The sequence below is a fragment of the Billgrantia sp. Q4P2 genome, from assembly GCF_052806135.1.
In genome coordinates this window covers 118,325-136,828 of the sequence record NZ_JBRBAI010000001.1, presented here as the reverse complement: position 1 = coordinate 136,828, position 18,504 = coordinate 118,325, and the positions used below count along the sequence as shown (strand labels likewise).

Genomic DNA, 18,504 nt, shown 5'->3' with positions numbered 1-18,504 from the left:
ATGCAAGACGCCGATACCCGCCTGCTGATCATCGACGACGACGAAATGTTCTGCCACGTGCTTTCTCGCGCCATGGCCAGACGCGGCTACGAAGTGCTGGTGGCGCATGACGCAGAACAGGCCCTGGCGCTGGCCCGCCGTCACCGCCCTGAGCTGGCTTCTCTCGACCTCAAGCTGGAACACAGCTCGGGCCTGAAGCTGCTGCCGGAACTGCTCGAGGTGGTGCCGAGCTGTCGCATCGTGGTGCTGACCGGCTACTCGAGCATCGCCACCGCCGTCGAAGCGATCAAGCTCGGTGCCGTCAATTACCTGTGCAAGCCCGCCGACGCCGAAGAAATTCTTGTCGCACTAGGACGCGAGGAGGGCGACCCGGAAGCCGAGGTGGCCGACAACCCGCCGTCGATCAACCGTATCGCCTGGGAGCATATCCAGAAGGTACTGCAGGAACACGACGGCAACATCTCCGCTACCGCCCGCGCCCTGGGCATGCACCGCCGCACCTTGCAGCGCAAGCTGCAGAAACGGCCGGTACGGCGGTAATTATTGAGCGGTCCAGCCCAAATCGATATTCCAACTCGAGCCGGTCACCGCACCCGCTGCGTCGGAGGCCAGGTAAGCCACCAGCCCCGACACCTCCTCGGGCTCGATCAGGCGCTTGACCGCGGCGTTCTTGAGCATGATCTGCTCTACCACGTCCTGTTCGTTCATGCCGTGCAGCCTGGCCTGGTCGGCGATCTGGTTCTCCACCAGCGGCGTCTTGACGTAGGCGGGGCAGATGGCATTGGCAGTGATCCCTTGGGGGCCGCCCTCCAGCGCCGCAGTCTTGGTCAGCCCGATCATGCCGTGCTTGGCGCTGATGTAGGCCGACTTGCCCGGCGAAGCGACCTGGGCATGTACCGAGGCGATGTTGACGATACGCCCCCAGCCGTTCTCGCGCATCGAGGGCCATGCCGCCTGGGTCAACAGGAAAGGCGCCGTCAGCATCAGGTCGATGATCTGGCGCCACTTGGCCTCGGGAAAGTCCTCGATTGGCGAGACATGCTGGATGCCGGCATTGTTGACCAGGATATCGACCCGCCCGAAGCGCTTCACGGCCTCCGCCACGGCGGCCTTGCATGCCTCGCCGTCGGTGAGGTCGGCCTTGAAGAACGCCGCGCCGACGGCATCGGCCTTCTGCTTGGCCTGATCGTTGAAATCGACAGCCAGCACCTGATGGCCGAGTTCCCGAAACTGGCGCACCACTGCCTCGCCGATACCGCTGGCGGTACCAGTCACCAGGGCGACGCGGGGCACGGGGGACGTTGCGTTGGGCATGAGCAAATCCTTCTACATGCGTTGGGGATGAGAGAGGCTTCCAGCATAGGCCCAAGGCTGCGACCGGGGCCAGCCAGATCATGGCATCATGTGGCGTCTTCCGGCGTCATCACCTTGTCCATCAGGCGCTGGGCCAGGCGGCTCCCCTCCTCGCGCGACTCCAGGTCGGAGAGATCGTCGAGCAGCTGGCAGCGCCATAGCCACTGGCCCTCTTCCAATACCTCGGCAACGAAGGGATAACGGCCAGAGGGCAGCTCGAAGGCTCGGCGCTCGCCCTCGACAGGCGCTGCGGCACTGCCGAAGATCGGGAACAGCACCAGCGACAGCGAGACAGGGCTGATCAGGGCACCGATCAGGTAGTCGCGGCCCGCCGACTCCACACCACCGTCAGGGCAGGCCTGAAAACACAAAGCATCGACATCGAGATGCGGGTTGCGTCCCGGCGATGCCTCGAGCGCATCGGCCTGGCGGCGCTTCCAGGCCTGGGCCATCTCGTTCAGGCGCCGGTATTGCTCAGGCGTCGGGGCCAGCATACGACACTCCTTGTATGGAAAATGGGCGGGGCTCGTTCGGCAAGGACACCTCGCGACTGCTATTCTGGCAGGTCCAAGTGTGACGAGGAATGCTCATGCTCCCCCAGCAACGCCTAGAGCTGGCCGTCTCCATCGCCCGAGAGGCCGGCGAGCGAATCGTGGAGGCCAGGCAGAGCCAGACCTTCAATCAGCAGCTCAAGAACGGTCAGGAACTGGTCACCGATGTGGACGTGGCCGTCGATACCCTGATCAGCGAACGCCTGGATGCCAGTCTGCCCGGCGAGCAGCGGCTCAGCGAAGAGCTGGCACCGGACCGCGAGGTAATGCGTACGGCCGAGGCGCTATGGGTCATCGACCCGATCGACGGCACCGTCAACTTCGCCCACGGCCTGCATCATGTGGCCGTATCCATCGCCTGGGGCAGCGAGGGCAAGTCGCGTCTGGGCGTGGTGCACGCCCCCTTCCTGGGCGAGACCTACACCGCCCTGTGCGGTCAGGGTGCCTGGTGCAACGGCAAGCCGATCCACGCCAGTCGTACCACCAACCTGCAGCGCTGCCTGGTCGGCACCGGTTTTCCCTACCGGCGCGACAGCCGCCCACCGTTGATGCGGCGCCTGATGGCCATCCTGGAGCACTGCCAGGACGTGCGACGCAACGGCTCGGCCGCGCTCGACCTGTGCGACGTGGCTCGCGGTCGCCTCGATGCCTACTACGAGAGCGTATCGCCCTGGGACTTTGCCGCCGGCGTGCTGATCGCCCGCGAGGCAGGCGCCAGGACCGGTCACCTGTATCCTTGCCCAGAGGGCATTCCGGAAGACCTCTACGGCGAGAACCTGCTGGTCAGTGCCCCCGAGATTCATGCCGAGCTCGGCGACTTGCTGCGCGCGGCCGACGCCAACGAGCTGAAGACTTACTGAAGGCATGCGCTCACCAGCGCCGCGATAGCGACCCGCAATCGGGCCGCTAGTAGCCTGCTATTGGCTCCGGGCCCTCCCATCCGTCACAATGGCGCCAGAAAAACATCTTCAGGAGATTTTTTTATGTTCGTGGTCATCTTCGGTCGTCCCGGCTGCCCCTTCTGCGTTCGTGCCCAGCAGCTCGCCAAGAGCCTGGAGAGTGCCAACGCGATCGAAGGACACCGCTACGTGGACATCTGGGCCGAAGGCATCAGCAAGGCCGACCTGGAGAAGACCATCGGCAAACCGGTCTCGACCGTACCCCAGATCTTCGTTGACAAGACCCATGTCGGCGGCTTCACCGAATTCGACCAGTACGTCCGCGAGAACGCTCTCATGGCATGACGATTACGTCCGTCGAGGCCCACATCCAGCGTTCATTTCCCGTTTAACGTTCTCCCCGCGTTGAAAGCCGTTCCTGGCCACCCCCTATACTGAGGTCTAATGCGTAAGCGCATCTGGACAAAAGGAACGGCACGATGCAAAGGGAAGAATTTCTCCAGCAACTCTGGCTCGACTACATACATCATCACCCGGATGTGGGGATGCTGCGCCTGTGGCCGACGGATGCGCCGGTAGAGTATCTGACGCTTCTCACCCTCAGTCAGCCTCCCTTCGCTGCCGATGACCTGCTGCCAACGCTTGGCCATCTCGGCTACCGTCCCGTGCATCGCTACGCCATGGCCGATCGTGGCCTGCTGGTATCCCTGCTGGCGCCGCCCGACACCGGCACCTGGCTGGTGCTGGCGGAACTTCAGCTCAGCAGCCTGTCGCGCGAACCGCGTGACAGGCTGGCCGAACTGGTGGGTCATACTCACCCTCAGGATACCCGCGGCAAGAACCTGCTGAGTCGCGGTCGCCCCTGGGCCATGCCCAGCTGGGACCTCTATGGCTCGCTATATGACGCACACCCACTGGCCGCCTGGATCGCCGCCATGGGGCCAAGCGTGCACCACGCCGGCTTCGATTGCGAGAGGCTCGGCAGCAGTTTCGAAGCACTCGATGCCGCCTTGTCCGCTGCCGGCCTCGAGGGAAGCGAAGATCGTCACCATGGGGTCTTCCCCGTATCGTCGCTGCTGCAGTATCGCTTCTATCCCACCTGCTCGCGGCGCCAGGCCTTTGCCGATGGAGACGAACATCGCATTCATCTGGGCGGCCTGGCACTGATGCAGAAACGCTTGAGCAGCGACCATGAGCGTGCCGTGGAACTGCTACTGCCCCACCACACCCGCTGCGAGATCATCTGAATCATTTGCCTGGGCGTTATCCACAGAAACTGTGGATAACGCTGTGCAAGACGCTGTGACAAGCGCCTTGGGCGCGAGAACGACGCGCTCTGCCAACGCTGGTCATAAAATCATCACGTATTGAAACGTAAAGGCCCGGGCAGAACCCGGGCCTTTGCGCTACCGCGAATGCCTCAATCGAAGGTCATTTCCGGCACGTGATCGGGCACGATCAGCTTGCCGGCGGTTTTCTCGACGATCTCCTCGACGCTGACGCCAGGGGCGCGTTCCTTGAGGATGAAGGCGCCGTTCTCGATCTCCAGGTAAGCGAGATCGGTGAGCACACGGTTGATGCAGCCGGCACCGGTCAGCGGTAGCGTGCATTTCTCGAGCAGCTTGGATTCACCATGCTTGGAGGCATGGGTCATGGTGCAGATGATGTTCTCGGCACCGGCCACCAGGTCCATGGCGCCGCCCATGCCCTTGATCAGCTTGCCGGGCACCATCCAGGAAGCGATGTTGCCTTCCTGATCGACCTCGAAGGCGCCGAGCACGGTCAAGTCGACGTGGCCACCGCGGATCATGGCGAAGGATTCAGCCGAATCGAAGATGGCCGCACCCGGTCGAGCCGTCACGGTCTGCTTGCCGGCATTGATCATGTCGGGGTCGACCTCATCCTCGGTGGGGAAACGCCCCATGCCGAGCAGGCCATTCTCCGACTGCAGCATCACGTCGATGCCCTCCGGGACATAGTTGGCCACCAGGGTAGGAATGCCGATCCCCAGATTGACGTAGAAGCCGTCCTTCAGTTCTTGCGCCACGCGCTGTGCCATCTGTTCGCGAGTCAGTGCCATCTTGTTTGCCTCTTGTGTTCAGTAGAGAAGCGATGCCGGTCGTTACCGGGTCGGAAGCAGCGACGGGCTCAGCCCTCGCGCACGGTGCGCTTCTCGATGCGCTTCTCGAAGGTGCCCTGGATGATGCGGTCGACGTAGATGCCCGGGGTATGGATCTGATCGGGGCGCAGCTCGCCCGGCTCGACGATCTCCTCGACCTCCACCACGGTGACCTTGCCGCAGGTGGCGGCCAGCGGGTTGAAGTTCTGGGCGGTGTCGCGGTACACCACGTTGCCGTAGCGGTCGGCCTTCCAACCCTTGACGATGGCAAAATCGGCGTGGAACGCCTCTTCCAGAATATAGTGGCGCCCGTTGAACTCGCGCACCTCCTTGCCCTCGCCGATCGGCGTGCCGTAGCCGGTGGCGGTATAGAAAGCGGGGATGCCCGCACCGCCGGCACGCATCTTCTCGGCCAGGGTGCCCTGCGGCGTCAGGATCACTTCGATCTCTTCGTTGAGCATCTGCTGCTCGAACAGGGCATTCTCGCCCACGTAGGAGGCATAGAAACGCTTGATCTGCTTGTCTTCGAGCAGTACGCCCAGGCCGAAACCATCGACGCCACAGTTGTTTGAGATGACGGTCAGGTCCTTGACGCCGCGGCGCTTGACCTCGGCGATCAGGTTCTCGGGAATCCCGCACAGGCCGAAGCCCCCGGCAACCAGGGTCATGCCGCTTTCGATGCCTGCCATCGCCTCTTCGTAGGAGTACACGCGCTTGTCGAATCCGGACATCGCAAAGCCTCGTCTTGTTGTGAAATGGATACAGGAATGACGGTACCTGATCAGTGTTGACCTGCCCAATATATTTGTTAAGTTTGTTTTTTTTATCAATTGATATGCATTATTTATAAAATGAGTCACACCACATGACCGTCAAGCAACTCCGCGCCTTCCTCGCCGTGGCCCAGACCCTCAGCTTCACCCAGGCCTGTGAGCGACTGCACCTGTCGCAGCCTGCACTTAGCCTTGCCATCAAGGGGCTAGAGGAGACACTGGGCGGCCCGCTACTGATTCGCAGCACACGCAGCGTTCGCCTCACCCCGGAAGGCGAGGTACTGGTACCGTTGGCCAAGCGCCTGCTGGCCGACTGGGACAACGCCGAGGAACTACTGCGCCAGCGCTTCACCCTCCAGCTTGGGCGAGTCGCGCTGGCCGCCATGCCCTCCATCGCCTGCAACCGGCTGCCCCGCGCGCTGAGGCATTTTCGCGAACGCTTTCCTCGGGTCAACGTGACGGTGCACGACGTGATCAACGAGCAAGTGATCGACATGGTGCGCCACCAGCAGGTCGAACTCGGCATCGCCTTCGAGCCGGAAACCCGGGAAGGCATCGACTTCCTACCGCTGTTCGACGACACCTTCGTTGCCGTACTGCCCCCGGACTCGCCGCTCATCGAAGCCAAATCGATCGACTGGAAGGCCCTGCTCGAACACGACTTCATCACCCTGCAGCGCCCCTCCATGGTGCGCATCCTGCTGGAACAGGCCCTGGCGCGCCAGCAAACGGAGCTACCGGTGGCGTTCGAGAGCCATCAGTTGGCCACGGTCGGCCGCATGGTGGCCAGCGGCCTCGGGGTCAGCGCCGTACCCACGCTGTGTCGCGAACAGATGCACGAGCTCGGCGCACGTTGCGTGCCTCTCTTCGATCCGCAGATTCGCCGCACCGTGGGCGTCGTGCTGGGGGCCGGCCAGGAACTCTCGACTGCCGCGCGAGCGCTGTACGAGGTGCTGCAGACGACGCTGTGCGAACCGCCAGCGTGAGTAGAAGCGCTGGGCAGTACGCACCCAATCCATTAGCATGTGCGCCAATCGTCACACACAAGGGAAGCGCTGAACAAATCGACGAGCGAGATGGAGCGCAAGGCGCACGGAGCACAGGAGCCGGAGCATATGGGGTATATGTGAGGATTCCGACCGGGCTGGCGCTCCAGCACCGCGCAACGCAGCGATTCACTCGCGCAGGCATTTGTGCAGTGTTTCCCCAAGGTCAAGGAGTCAGGCATGCCGACCCTCAAAGGGCTCGTCAGCGTACTGCTACTGGTGGTCAATACCCTGTTCTGGTCGGTTCCCCTGATTCTGTTGACCCTGCTCAAACTGATCACGCCGACGCGTGCCCTGCGCCTGATCGTACTGCGCGGGCTCAATGGCGTGGCCCTGAACTGGATCGGCTGCAACCTGTGGTGGATGCGCCACTGGCTGAAACCCGAGCTCAGTGCAACCCTGCCCGAAGGGCTATCGCCCGAGCAGCGCTGGCTGGTGATTTCCAATCACCGTAGTTGGACCGACATCTTCATGTTGCTCATGGTCCTGCACCGGCGCATACCGATGCCGCGCTTCTTCCTCAAGCAGCAGCTCATCTGGATCCCGATCGTGGGGCTTGCCTGGTGGGCGCTCGAATACCCTTTCATGCGCCGCTACAGCCGCGAGCAGATCGAACGCAACCCACAGCTGGCGCACATCGACCGCAAGGCGACCGAGCGCATGTGCGAGCGGGCCCGCGAGATGCCGCTTGCCATTTTCAACTTCGTTGAAGGCACGCGATTTACCCCGGCCAAGCGCGACGCGCAGAATAGTCCCTTCCGCCACCTCCTTCGACCCAAGGCCGGCGGTGTCGCCCAGGTGCTGAGCCTGCTCGGCGACCAGCTCGACGGTATCCTCGACGTCACCCTGCACTATACGACCCCGGACCCGACCTTCTGGGGCTTCCTGTGTGGGCGCGAGGGGCCAATAACGCTCGAGGCTCGCCGCCTCGAGGTACCGGGCTGGATGCTCGACAGTCGCTACCATGACGATTCGCACTACAAGGAACGCTTCCACTCATGGCTCAACGCCCTGTGGCAGGAAAAAGACCAGGCGCTCGAATCGCGCTGACACTGATTTGCGTACTATCGCTACTGTCGCTCGCCGGCTGCGCCTCACCCGGCGGCGGCGTTCAGCGCATGGGTGAAACCCAGCGCAGCGGCGACCCCGGCATTGCCGGCAACTGGGTCGTGGTCCAGCGCGGCGACACCCTCGGCAGTATCGCTGCCCGCGCCGACGTGCCACTCGCCCGGCTGCAGCGCTTCAACCCCGACGTCAATCCCAACCGCTTGGCGGTCGGACAGCGTTTGCTGATACCGACCCAACAGGAGCGCGCGCCATCCGGCGGCCCCTACCGCTACCAGATTCGTCCCGGGGACACCTACTCGGCCGTGGCACGGCGCTTCAACACCACGCCGTCACGAATTCAGTCGGCCAACCCCGGCGTCGAACCGACACGGCTACGCGTGGGCCAGATCATCCAGGTGCCCCTGCGTGGTTCGGCCGCCGCAGTAGCGGCAACATCCTCAAGATCCTCGGCCAGCCGCACGGGTGGCAGTACGGCCAGCGCTCCGGCGCGCGCCTCTACGCCGCCTCCCGCGCCCAGCTCGGTGCCGAACTCGGCGCGCAACTGGCCCTGGCCGCTGGATGACTATCGCATCGTGCGTGCCTATGGCACCGACAATAACGGCACGCTGCAGCCGATGCTGCTGGCCACCAGCCGGGGCGCCCGGGCCAAGGTGGTCGCCGACGGCGACGTGCGTTTCGCCGGCAGCATGCGCCAGCTCGGTCGCGTGGTGATCGTGCACCATGCCGACAACCTGCAGAGCGTCTATGCGCTGTGCGACACGCTGCTGGTGGACGACGGCGCGCGGGTCACCCGTGGCACGCCGGTCTGCGAAGTCGGCTTCAGCAACGCCACGGAGCGTTTCGACCTGCTGTTCGACATACGCCTCGGCGGCAAACCGGTCGACCCGCGCCGCGTGCTACGCTAGTGCCATGTCGAGGGTTTGGGAAACACTGCTGACAGCGCCACCGCTGCATCGCTACCAGGGCGTACTCGGCGAACCGAGCGCCAGTGAGGTCCTGGCCAGGCTGGATGCGGAGCTGGACTGGCAACGCCCCAGCCTGCGCCTGTATGGGCGAGAGCACCCGATTCCCCGCCAGCAGGTGTGGATGGGCGAGCCCGAGGCACGTTATCGCTATTCAGGCCGCGACTTCGTGCCACGACCTTGGCACCCGGATGTCGTCGCAATCCGCGAGCGGCTAGGCGTCGTGCTGGCGCTGCAGGGTGTCGAGACCGACTTCAACAGTGTCTTGCTCAACCGCTATGCCGACGGCCAGGAGCGCATGGGTTGGCACAGCGACGACGAGCCCGAACTCGGCCCGGACCCTGTCGTCGCCGCCATCACGCTGGGCAGCGAGCGGCCGCTGCGATTTCGCTGGAAACACGGCAGTGGTGAGCCGTTCAATGTATGGCTAGCACACGACAGCCTGCTGTTGATGGGGCCCGGCTGCCAGTCGAGCCTTCAGCACGCCCTGCTACCCAGGCGCATTCCCGGGCTGCGCATCAGCCTCACCTTTCGACGCGTCCTGCCACCTTCCGAGCGACATTGAGGACAGGCTCAACGAGCCTGGCGATAGAGTCCCCACAGGATCGTGATCAATAGCGCGTAGACCAGCCCTCCGACCGGGTACGCCAGGAAACTGTAGGTCAAGCCGAAATCGATGAAGGCGACCGGCACCAGGGTGCCCGCCACCGCCAGCGCCCGCTGTTCGCCCGAGCCGGCACCGACTCCGCGGGCGAATAGCCACAGGGGGGTGAAATAGAGCGCCAGCAGCGCCAGCAACCCCGGCAACCCCCGCTTGACCCAGGCATCGAGTATGTCGTTGTGGGCATGCCAGTAGCGTCCCAGCGCAGGATCCTGCACGCCTTCCGCACCGCGCTCACGCATGGTGGCCTGGTAACCGCTGCCGCCCCAGCCGAGCAGCGGCCGCTCCAGTATCAACTGTGAAGAACTGCGCCACATTTCCAGCCGGGCACTGACCGAGGTCATCTCGTCATCGCCCGCCACGTACTGTCGAAGACTGTTGACCGCGTTGTCGACCCGCGTGGCCACACCGGTCTGCGGCATGGCATATAGGCTACCCAGAAGCGCCATCAAGGCCGCCACCAGGGTGACCCGCCAGCCCAAGGACAGTCGGCGGCCATGTCCCCGATAGAGCACCCAGATGGCCAACGGCAGCCCGATCCAGCCTCCGCGTGAACCAGACAAGGCCGAGGTAAGCAGGCCCGCCAGGCCACCGGCGATCAACAGCAGCGACCAGGGCCAGCGCCCGCGGCGGGCAAACGACCAGCTCAGGCCCGCGAAGCACAGCAGCCCCATCAACAGCCCCAGGTTGCCGAACAGGATGGCATGCAGCGGCTCGTACCCACTGGCCCGTGCCGTACCATCGACCACGCGCTGCCAGATGGCCCAACCGCCCGCCGCCAGGCTGCCCAGTGCCAGACCGGCCCATAGCCAGGTGGCATGAACCCTGACCCGGGCGAAAGCCAGCAGTGCCACCACGGCGAGCGCGAAAGGCCAGGCATCGGCCAAGCCATCGGTACCCTCGCCGTGAACCAGCAGCATGCCAACCCAGACACAGCCCTGAAGGCCCAATGCCGCCGCTAGCAGCAGGTCCTCGTGCCGGGGAAACGCATCCACCTGCCCTTCTTCACCCAACCACGCCGCCGCCAGCAGCAACAACGGCACGACGACGAGCGTACCCCATGGCAGCACCAGCATCGCCCCCCCCAGCGCGAGCATCGCCATGGCCGCCAACCCGGCCTGGAGCTGTCCTTTCAGGTTACGAGACATGGCGCTGGGTAGCGGACGGTAGGAATTGTCTTCGATCATGGCATTGGCTCATCCGTTGATACGCTGCCGTCAATGGCACCAGGGGGAACTGCCCTCCTGGCTCTCTCCTGGTGCCGTGCTGGAACATCACCTCTCATGATAGTGGAATCGATGCCCACCCGGCCGGCTTCCTTTCACTCCACGGTGACGGACTTGGCCAGATTGCGCGGCTGGTCGACATCGGTATTGCGTGCTACCGCCACGTGGTAGGCCAGCAGTTGCAATGGCAGGGTATACACGATCGGCGCCAGGAAACGGCAGCAGCCGGGCACCTTGACCACCGTCATGGCCTCCTCCTGCTCGAGACCGCTTTCGGGATCGGCAAACACCAGCAGTCGACCGCCACGCGCCTGTACCTCCTGCAGGTTGGATTTGAGCTTGTCGATCAGTTCGTCCATGGGCGCCAGCGCCACCACCGGCATGCTGCCGTCGATCAACGCCAAGGGGCCATGTTTCAGCTCCCCGGCGGGATACGCTTCGGCATGGATGTAGGAGATCTCCTTGAGCTTGAGCGCCCCTTCCAGGGCGATCGGCATCTGCGCCCCGCGTCCCAGGAACAGGGTATGGCGGTAGTCGACGAAACGCTCGGCCAGGCCAGCGATCTCGGCGTCGAGTTGCAGCGTATCGCCCAGCAGGGTCGGCAGGTAGCGCAGTCGGTGCACCAATCTTGCCGTCAGGTCCTGATCGCCGCCGCGCAACTGGCGCAGCGCCAGGGCCACCAGCATCAGCGAGGTCAGTTGGGTGGTGAAGGCCTTGGTCGAGGCCACGCCGATCTCGGGGCCGGCGTGTGTCATCAGGCTGAGGTCGGATTCGCGTACCAGCGAGCTGCCCGGTACGTTGCAGATCGACAGCGCCCCGACGTAGTTCTCACCCTGGCGCTTGCGCGCATGGCGCAGGGCAGCCAGGGTGTCGGCGGTCTCGCCCGATTGCGACAGCGTCAGCAGCAGCGTCCCCGGGGGAGCGACCACGTCGCGATAGCGATACTCCGAGGCAATCTCCACCTGGCACGGCACACCGGCCAGCGCTTCGATCCAGTAGCGGGCCACCATCCCCGCATGGTAGCTGGTGCCGCAGGCGACGAGATGTATCTGGCGCGTCTTGCCGAGCAGTTGGCGGGCCTGAGGACCGAACGCCTCGATCAGTACCTGGTCGCTGCCCAACCGCCCCTCCAGGGCGTTGGCCACGGCCACCGGCTGCTCATGGATCTCCTTGAGCATGTAGTGTTCGAACTCACCCTTGCCGACCGCCTGGTCGTCATGCTCATAGCGCAGCACCTCGCGTACCACGGGGACACGCTGTCCCGCGGCATCGAGTCCATGCACGACACAGCCTGCGCACGTGGCCTCTACCAGATCGCCGTCTTCCAGGTAGACGAAGCGATCGGTCACCCTCAGCAACGCCAGCGGGTCGGAACCCAGGTAATAGCCCTGCTCGCCGATTCCCACCACGAGCGGGCTGCCGTGGCGGGCACCGACGACGCGATCGGGCCTGTCGGCATCGATCACGCCCAGGGCATAGGCGCCCTCGAGCCGCGCTACCGTCGCCTCGACTGCCGCCAGCAGGTCACCGTGTCCACGCAGCTCACGCTCGATCAGGTGAGCGACGACTTCGGTGTCGGTCTGGGAGGTGAAGGCATAGCCATCGGCGGCTAGCTCGGCCTTGAGCGCCTGGTGATTCTCGATGATTCCGTTGTGCACCACAGCGATACGCCCCGACACATGAGGATGGGCGTTGTCCTGGCTGGGCTCGCCATGGGTCGCCCAGCGGGTATGGGCCACACCCGTCATGCCCGTCAGCGGTGCCGACGACAACAACCGTTCCAGAGCCGCCACCTTGCCCACCTCACGGGCACGGCCCAGCTTGCCGGGTGCCTCCACCAGGGCAACACCCGCTGAATCATAGCCTCGATACTCGAGGCGCTTGAGACCTTCCATCAGGATGGGCAGGACATTGTCCGAACCCACGGCAGCTACGATGCCACACATGTTCTCTTCTCCATGAACGGTGCCACGGCCACGGGCCGTGATGCACTTGCTAGGGCAATGAATTCGCGGTGATGCACCGGCTGCGATGAGATCGGCTGACGGCCATCCCAGGCCGGCAGGACGCACGACGGAGCCGTCTATTTGTGACGCTCGAGCACCGGACGCAACGGGCGCAGCGGTGTCACCGACACCTTCGAGCCCGCCGACCGCGCCTCGCGGCGACGCTTCTCCAACCACACCAGGTCGACGATCTCGCCCTCCGGCCGGTACGCCGTAGGCGCTTCCAGCAACAGGCTGCGAATACCGTCGTGATGGAAGTTGCGGCACGCCTCGAACAGCCGGTCAAGGAAGCCCTCGAGCTGCGGCCACTCCCAGAACACCTCCTGGGCGGTCATGATGCGAGGGTGCGAGGTCGGTGCAACGTCATCGCCCACCAGCAGCTCTTCAAAGAGCTTCTCTCCCGGGCGCAGGCCGCTGTAGGCGATGGCGATATCGCCATCCGGGCTGTGCTCGTCGCGGACCTTGAGTCCCGACAGCCGCACCATCTGGCGCGCCAGATCGGCGATACGCACCGGCTCGCCCATGTCGAGCACGAAGACATCGCCACCCCGGGCCATGGCGCCGGCCTGGATCACCAGTTGGGCCGCCTCGGGGATGGTCATGAAGAAGCGGGTGATGTCCGGATGGGTGACGGTGATCGGCCCGCCCGCCTGGATCTGCTCGCGGAACAGCGGTACCACCGAGCCACTGGAACCCAGCACGTTGCCGAAGCGCACCATGCAGAAGCGCGTAGCGTCCTGGTGCTTGGCGAACGCCTGGCAGACCAACTCGGCCAGGCGTTTGGTGGTGCCCATCACGTTGGTTGGCCGTACCGCCTTGTCAGTGGAAATCAGCACGAAGGTCTCGACGCCTGCTTCCATTGCCGCACGGGCGCTCGACAGCGTGCCGAAGACGTTGTTCTGCACCCCTTCGACCACGTTGTGCTCGACCATCGGCACATGCTTGTAGGCGGCCGCGTGATAGACGGTCTGCACCTCGTAGGCCTTCATCACCGCCGTCAGCCGCTTGCGATGTTGCACCGAACCGAGCAGCGCCTCGATGCGCACCTCGAGCCCCTCCTCCTTGGCGATACGGAGCAGGTCCTGTTCGATGCGATAGAGGGCGAACTCGGAGATATCGAGCAGCAACAGCCGCCTGGGGCCGTGGCGCAGGATCTGGCGGCAGAGTTCGGAACCGATGGAACCGCCCGCACCGGTGACCAGCACCACCTTGTCGCGGATATTGGCCTCCATCAGGGTGGGATTGGGCGGTACCGGGTCGCGCCCGAGCAGGTCCTCCACCGCCACGTCGCGCACCTCGCTGATCCTGGCGCGGCCAGTCACCACGTCGACCACGCCGGGAATCGTCTGCACCGGGAAGCCCTGCGGCTCCAGTTCGGCGAGGATCTCGCGCCGCCGTGCCCGGTTGGCGCTGGGCATGGCCAACAGCACCCGCTCGGCGCCATAGGTGTCGGCCAGGTAGCCGAGCTGGCGCGGCGGATAGACCTTGAGCCCCTCGATGTAGGTGTTTTGCAGGCTTACCGCATCGTCGACGAAAGCGATCGGCAGGTACTCCTGGCCGTGGCTGAGCGATACCGCCAGCTGACGCCCGGCCGAACCGGCACCGTAGATCACCACCCGCGGCTTGTGGCGGATCTGGCTACGCAGATAGATGGCGCGCAGCCCGAAACGCACGCCACCGATGGTGAGCAGCGCGAGCATGGCGTAGATGAAGGGCACGCTGCGCGGAATGCCCAGCGCAAAGAGGTAACTGGCCAGTGGCAGCGACAGGGCCGACACCACCACCCCGATGACCACGGCACGTATCGCCTTCGGCCCCAAGTAGCGAATCACCGCTCGATAGAAGCCGAGCCTCACGTAGATCGCCAGGCTCAGCGGGATCATCACCAGCAGGGCCAGCCAGGTCTGCACTTCGGCCAGAGGCGCCCAGCTCTCCAGGCGCAACAACATGGCCAACAGGAAGCTGGTGGCGATCAGCACACAGTCCACCGCCAGCTGGATGAAGCGCTTCTGCCGCCTGGGCAGGCGGAACAGGGATTGCAGCAGATCTCGCATGTCGTCTCTCCATGACCGCGGACGCCGACGCGCCCGCCGATTCCGGGCCTCAGGCGCCAGCCTGTGCCATGACTTCTTCGAGCATCGCGCAGGTCCGCGCGATCTCGCTCTCTGTCAGCGTCGGATGACAGAGGAACATCAGGCTCGTCTCGCCCAGTTCGCGGGCAACGGGAAGCGGCTGCTCGGGGCGCCAGCCGGTGCCCTCGAACGCCTTCTCGCGATACACCTCCGAACAGGAACCCGAGAAGCACGGCACGCCGGCGGCATTGATCTCGGCCATGATGCGGTCGCGGTCCCAGCCCGGCGCCAGCCGCCCGGGTTCGACGAAGACGTAGCACTTGTACGCTGCGTGGTCGCAGTGCGCCGGCACCTTGGGCACGCGCAGGCCCGGACAGTCGGCCGCGGCCTGCCAGATGCGTTTCGCATTGGCCTGCCGCGCGGCCTTCCACTGCGGCATACGCTCAAGCTGGATGCGACCGATGACGGCCTGCATCTCGGTGAGCCGCCAGTTGGTGCCGAAGCTTTCGTGCAGCCAACGGAAGCCGGGCGGATGCTGATGCTGGTAGACCGCCTCCCAGCTCTTGCCGTGGTCCTTCAAGGCCCACATGCGGCGCCACAGGCCGGTGTCGCTGGTGGTGACCATGCCGCCTTCGCCGCCGGTAGTCATGATCTTGTCCTGGCAGAACGACCAGCAGGCAACGTGCCCCAGGCTGCCGACGCTACGTCCCCGGTAGCGTGCCCCGTGGGCTTGGGCGCAGTCCTCGATCACGTAGAGCCCGTGACGCTCGGCCAAGGCCATGAGCGCATCCATCTCGCAGGGCCAGCCGGCCAGGTGCACCGCGACGATCGCCCGGGTACGCGGCGTGATCTTCTCGGCCACGCTCGCGGCAGTGACGTTCTGCGAGTCGCGGTCGACATCGGCGAACACCGGCTGGGCCCCCGCCATGACGATGCTCGAGGCCGACGCCAGGAAGGTGCGCGAGGTCACGATCACCTCGTCGGCGGGGTCCGTGCCGATACCGAGCCCGCGCAGGGCGAGGTCGAGGGCGACGGTGCCGTTGGCCACGGCAATGGCGTACTCGCTATCGGCGAAGCGGGCGAACTCGCGTTCGAATTTACGGCACTCCTCGCCGGTCCAGTAGTTGACCCGGTTGGAGAGCAGCACACGGGAGACCGCTTCGGCCTCCTCGCGGGTGTAGGAAGGCCAGGGGGAAAAGGATCCATTGAGCATTACGTTCGTCCTTGTGGCGAGACTAGATTGAGCCGATGGACATTGGAGGCGTCCGGCGACATGTCATTCGCATCACTGCGTTCCTGCTCGGTCGACATCGGGCGTGCCGGCACGCCTGCCACGACGAGATAACCCGCGATATCGGAAACCACGGCCGCCCCGGCACCCACCATCACGCCTTCGCCGATGGCCACGCCCTGGCGCACCACCGACCCGGCGCCGATCCAGCTGGTACGCCCGATCTCCACATCGCCGGCCACGTTGGCCCCCGGGGCGACATGCACGCAGGCTCCCAGGCGACAGTCGTGCCCCACGGTAGCGCTGGTATTGACGATGCAGCCCCGGCCCAGCTCGGCAAAGGCATTGATCACCGCCCCGGCAACCACCACGCAGCCGGCCTCGAGCCGGGCCATGGGGCTGACCGTGGCACGCGGATGCACCAGCGTGACGACCCTCGCGCCGTGCGCCAGCAACGCGTCGAGCTTGGCCTCGCGAATGGCGTTGTGACCGATGGCTACCACGACGCCGTCGACCTTCGGCAGGTCGTGAAGCAGCATCGGCAACGTGCCTTCTATCTCCCAATGCTCGTGACGCGTCCGCTGCGGCCAGACATCGTCATAGAACACCAGCTCTTGCCAACCGGCCTGTATGGCGATGTCCGCCACTACCTTGCCGTGGCCGCTGGCGCCAAGGATGGCGAGACGACGACGATTACTCATGGTGGCCTCCACGAAAGCGCGGCATGGCGACATCGCCGTCATGGGCAATGCCTTCGCGTACCACGACCTTCTTCACGGTGAGCAGCAGGATGCGCAGATCGAGCCACAGTGAACGGTTGTCGACGTACCACACGTCGAGTTCGAACTTCTCCTCCCAGGTGAGCGCATTGCGCCCGTTGACCTGGGCCCAGCCGGTGACGCCTGGACGCACCTCGTGGCGTCGGGCCTGGCGCGGGGTATAGAGCGGCAGGTACTCCATCAGCAGCGGACGCGGTCCGACCAGGCTCATGTCGCCCTTGAGCACGTTCCACAGCTCCGGCAACTCATCGAGGCTGGTGGCACGCAACACGCTGCCGAACCGCGTCATGCGCTCCGCGTTGGGCAACGGCTTGCCATGCTCGTCCCAGGCGTCGCGCATGGTGCGAAACTTGATCATTTCGAAGGGGTGGCCGCTGAGCCCCGGCCGGGTCTGGCGGAACAGCACGGGGGAGCCGAGCTTCAGCCGTACCAGCAGGGCCACCACGAGCATCAGTGGAGCGAGCAGCGCCAGGGCCACCAGAGCCACCACGATATCGAACAGTCGTTTCATCGTTTCTCATCCATGACGTCGTTCATGAGGGCGGCCAGGCGCTCGGCCAGGATCCGGTAGTCGTAGACGGCTTCCATATGGGTCCTCCCCGCCTGCCCCATTCGCGTGCGCTCCTCGGGCGGCAGCGCCACCAATCGCTCGATCGCCTCGGCCAGCACCAGGGGATCTTCGGGGGGAACCGTGATACCGGCTCCCGCCTCGGCAACCGGGTCGTTGACTGCCGCCGAGGCGATGATCACGGGGCGAGCGGCGGCCATGTAGTCGAACAGCTTGTTCATGCTGATTCCGAAGCGATAGAGCTGCGGCAGGTCGCGCACCGTGATCACGAAGGCATCGGCCTCGCGTGCCAGCGCCGGAATCTCGCGCTTGGGCACCGGCGGCTCGAAGCGTACCCAGCGTCCGTCCAGGCCGAGCCAGCTGGCCTGGCGCATCAGTTCCTGCTTGGCCGGGCCGTCGCCGATCAGGCGCAGCTGCACCGGCACCTCGCCATCGCGCCTGCCTTCCTTGACGATCGCCATGGCTTCCAGCAGATCGGAGAGTCCGTTGGCCTCGCCGTGGCTGCCGAAATACATCAGCGACAACGGCATCTGGGCTGGGCGTGGCGCTGGCGGCGTGGGATCGGGGAAATCGGCAAGGTCGACACCGTTGGAGAGCCACACCACCCGCTCCTCGGGTATGCCCAGCGGTGCGATGTAATCCACCGCACGGGGCAGCAGGGTCAGTACGCGGCGTGCGCGGCGATAGAGGAAGGTTTCCAGCGCCCGCAAGGCACGCGTTACCGACGCGCCCTCGCGCAGCCGGCCCATGTCGATCAAGGTCTGCGGCCACAGGTCGCGTACCTCGAACACGAACGGCACGCCATGCCGCCGTGCCAGCCACCAGCCGGCAAGCGCCGCGAAGGGGTGCACGCTCGAGCCGACGATCAGGTCGGGGCGCTCGAGCCCGGCCAGGCGCGAGGGGCGTACCGCCTGCCAGGCATACTCGAGCATGTTCTTCATGCGCCCACCGCCATTGCCGCGGTAGCTGGACGTGCGCAGCCACAGGAAGCGCACATCGCCACAGGTCTCCAGACGCCACTGCTCATCCTTCTCCAAGCGTTGCTCGCCGCTGGGATGATCGACGCTCGAGGCGATCAGCGTGGCTTGCCAGCCGAAGTCCGGCAGGTAACGGGCGAGCTGATAGTGACGCGCCCCGCCGGCCGCATCGGGATGCTTGGCGTAGTGATTCAGAATCCAGACGTGTCTCAT

The 18,504-nt window shown here is 65.0% G+C and carries 19 protein-coding genes; 8 read left to right on the top strand and 11 right to left on the bottom strand.

Annotated features, from left to right (window positions below; translation table 11 throughout):
• On the top strand, positions 1-540 hold the full coding sequence (locus ACUY1T_RS00645) for a response regulator transcription factor (protein ID WP_446019787.1): 540 nt from the start codon (positions 1-3) through the stop codon (positions 538-540).
• On the opposite strand, the gene ACUY1T_RS00640 is transcribed toward ACUY1T_RS00645, so the two are convergent.
• Both ACUY1T_RS00640 and hybE read right to left on the bottom strand, forming a co-directional pair.
• Positions 541-1,314: a 3-hydroxybutyrate dehydrogenase gene (locus ACUY1T_RS00640; RefSeq protein ID WP_446019786.1), complete on the bottom strand. Its 774-nt coding sequence runs from the start codon at positions 1,312-1,314 to the stop codon at positions 541-543.
• 86 nt (positions 1,315-1,400) lie between these two features.
• The gene (gene hybE / locus ACUY1T_RS00635; RefSeq protein WP_446019785.1) at positions 1,401-1,847 is read right to left on the bottom strand and encodes a [NiFe]-hydrogenase assembly chaperone HybE; all 447 of its coding nucleotides are present in this window, start codon (positions 1,845-1,847) and stop codon (positions 1,401-1,403) included.
• Between the two features lie 95 nt (positions 1,848-1,942).
• On the opposite strand from hybE, the gene ACUY1T_RS00630 reads away from it, so the two are divergent.
• The 3 genes from ACUY1T_RS00630 (at position 1,943) to ACUY1T_RS00620 (ending at position 4,050) form a co-directional block, all read left to right on the top strand.
• Complete coding sequence (locus ACUY1T_RS00630) at positions 1,943-2,764, top strand: inositol monophosphatase family protein (protein ID WP_446019784.1); 822 nt, start codon at positions 1,943-1,945, stop codon at positions 2,762-2,764.
• Positions 2,765-2,887: 123 nt separating this feature from the next.
• Positions 2,888-3,148 (top strand): GrxA family glutaredoxin, encoded by a 261-nt coding sequence (locus tag ACUY1T_RS00625; RefSeq protein ID WP_446019783.1) that lies wholly within the window; start codon positions 2,888-2,890, stop codon positions 3,146-3,148.
• Between the two features lie 134 nt (positions 3,149-3,282).
• The gene (locus ACUY1T_RS00620) at positions 3,283-4,050 is read left to right on the top strand and encodes a DUF1338 domain-containing protein (protein WP_446019782.1); all 768 of its coding nucleotides are present in this window, start codon (positions 3,283-3,285) and stop codon (positions 4,048-4,050) included.
• Positions 4,051-4,223: 173 nt separating this feature from the next.
• Here the strand turns inward: ACUY1T_RS00620 and ACUY1T_RS00615 are convergent, their stop codons facing one another.
• Both ACUY1T_RS00615 and ACUY1T_RS00610 read right to left on the bottom strand, forming a co-directional pair.
• On the bottom strand, positions 4,224-4,883 hold the full coding sequence (locus ACUY1T_RS00615; RefSeq protein ID WP_446019781.1) for a CoA transferase subunit B: 660 nt from the start codon (positions 4,881-4,883) through the stop codon (positions 4,224-4,226).
• 68 nt (positions 4,884-4,951) lie between these two features.
• Positions 4,952-5,653: a CoA transferase subunit A gene (locus tag ACUY1T_RS00610; protein WP_167110226.1), complete on the bottom strand. Its 702-nt coding sequence runs from the start codon at positions 5,651-5,653 to the stop codon at positions 4,952-4,954.
• Between the two features lie 134 nt (positions 5,654-5,787).
• Here ACUY1T_RS00610 and ACUY1T_RS00605 point away from each other — a divergent pair, with 134 nt between their 5' ends.
• The 4 genes from ACUY1T_RS00605 to ACUY1T_RS00590 all read left to right on the top strand — a co-directional run bounded on the left by ACUY1T_RS00605 (position 5,788) and on the right by ACUY1T_RS00590 (position 9,336).
• On the top strand, positions 5,788-6,681 hold the full coding sequence (locus ACUY1T_RS00605) for a LysR family transcriptional regulator (protein WP_446019780.1): 894 nt from the start codon (positions 5,788-5,790) through the stop codon (positions 6,679-6,681).
• Between the two features lie 240 nt (positions 6,682-6,921).
• A complete protein-coding gene (locus ACUY1T_RS00600) occupies positions 6,922-7,791 on the top strand; it encodes an acyltransferase (protein WP_446019779.1) in 870 nt (289 codons plus the stop codon).
• Positions 7,740-8,714, top strand: coding sequence for a LysM peptidoglycan-binding domain-containing protein (locus ACUY1T_RS00595; protein WP_446019778.1), 975 nt, complete (start codon positions 7,740-7,742; stop codon positions 8,712-8,714). The genes ACUY1T_RS00600 and ACUY1T_RS00595 overlap by 52 nt, the downstream gene beginning before the upstream one ends.
• Before the next feature lie 4 nt (positions 8,715-8,718).
• The gene (locus ACUY1T_RS00590; protein WP_446019777.1) at positions 8,719-9,336 is read left to right on the top strand and encodes an alpha-ketoglutarate-dependent dioxygenase AlkB family protein; all 618 of its coding nucleotides are present in this window, start codon (positions 8,719-8,721) and stop codon (positions 9,334-9,336) included.
• A gap of 8 nt (positions 9,337-9,344) precedes the next feature.
• Here the strand turns inward: ACUY1T_RS00590 and ACUY1T_RS00585 are convergent, their stop codons facing one another.
• From ACUY1T_RS00585 to ACUY1T_RS00555, 7 genes are all read right to left on the bottom strand, one after another.
• Positions 9,345-10,619 carry an O-antigen ligase family protein gene (locus ACUY1T_RS00585; RefSeq protein WP_446019776.1) on the bottom strand — a complete coding sequence of 425 codons (1,275 nt, stop codon included), beginning with the start codon at positions 10,617-10,619 and terminating at the stop codon, positions 9,345-9,347.
• A 134-nt stretch (positions 10,620-10,753) separates the two neighbouring features.
• On the bottom strand, positions 10,754-12,604 hold the full coding sequence (glmS, locus tag ACUY1T_RS00580) for a glutamine--fructose-6-phosphate transaminase (isomerizing) (protein ID WP_446019775.1): 1,851 nt from the start codon (positions 12,602-12,604) through the stop codon (positions 10,754-10,756).
• Positions 12,605-12,741: 137 nt separating this feature from the next.
• A complete protein-coding gene (locus tag ACUY1T_RS00575; RefSeq protein WP_446019774.1) occupies positions 12,742-14,718 on the bottom strand; it encodes a polysaccharide biosynthesis protein in 1,977 nt (658 codons plus the stop codon).
• 49 nt (positions 14,719-14,767) lie between these two features.
• Complete coding sequence (locus ACUY1T_RS00570) at positions 14,768-15,949, bottom strand: DegT/DnrJ/EryC1/StrS family aminotransferase (protein WP_446019773.1); 1,182 nt, start codon at positions 15,947-15,949, stop codon at positions 14,768-14,770.
• A complete protein-coding gene (locus tag ACUY1T_RS00565; protein ID WP_446019772.1) occupies positions 15,949-16,668 on the bottom strand; it encodes an acetyltransferase in 720 nt (239 codons plus the stop codon). The genes ACUY1T_RS00570 and ACUY1T_RS00565 overlap by 1 nt, the downstream gene beginning before the upstream one ends.
• The gene (locus ACUY1T_RS00560) at positions 16,661-17,257 is read right to left on the bottom strand and encodes a sugar transferase (protein ID WP_446019771.1); all 597 of its coding nucleotides are present in this window, start codon (positions 17,255-17,257) and stop codon (positions 16,661-16,663) included. Before ACUY1T_RS00560 ends, ACUY1T_RS00565 begins: the two co-directional genes overlap by 8 nt.
• A complete protein-coding gene (locus ACUY1T_RS00555; protein ID WP_446019770.1) occupies positions 17,254-18,504 on the bottom strand; it encodes a glycosyltransferase family 4 protein in 1,251 nt (416 codons plus the stop codon). Before ACUY1T_RS00555 ends, ACUY1T_RS00560 begins: the two co-directional genes overlap by 4 nt.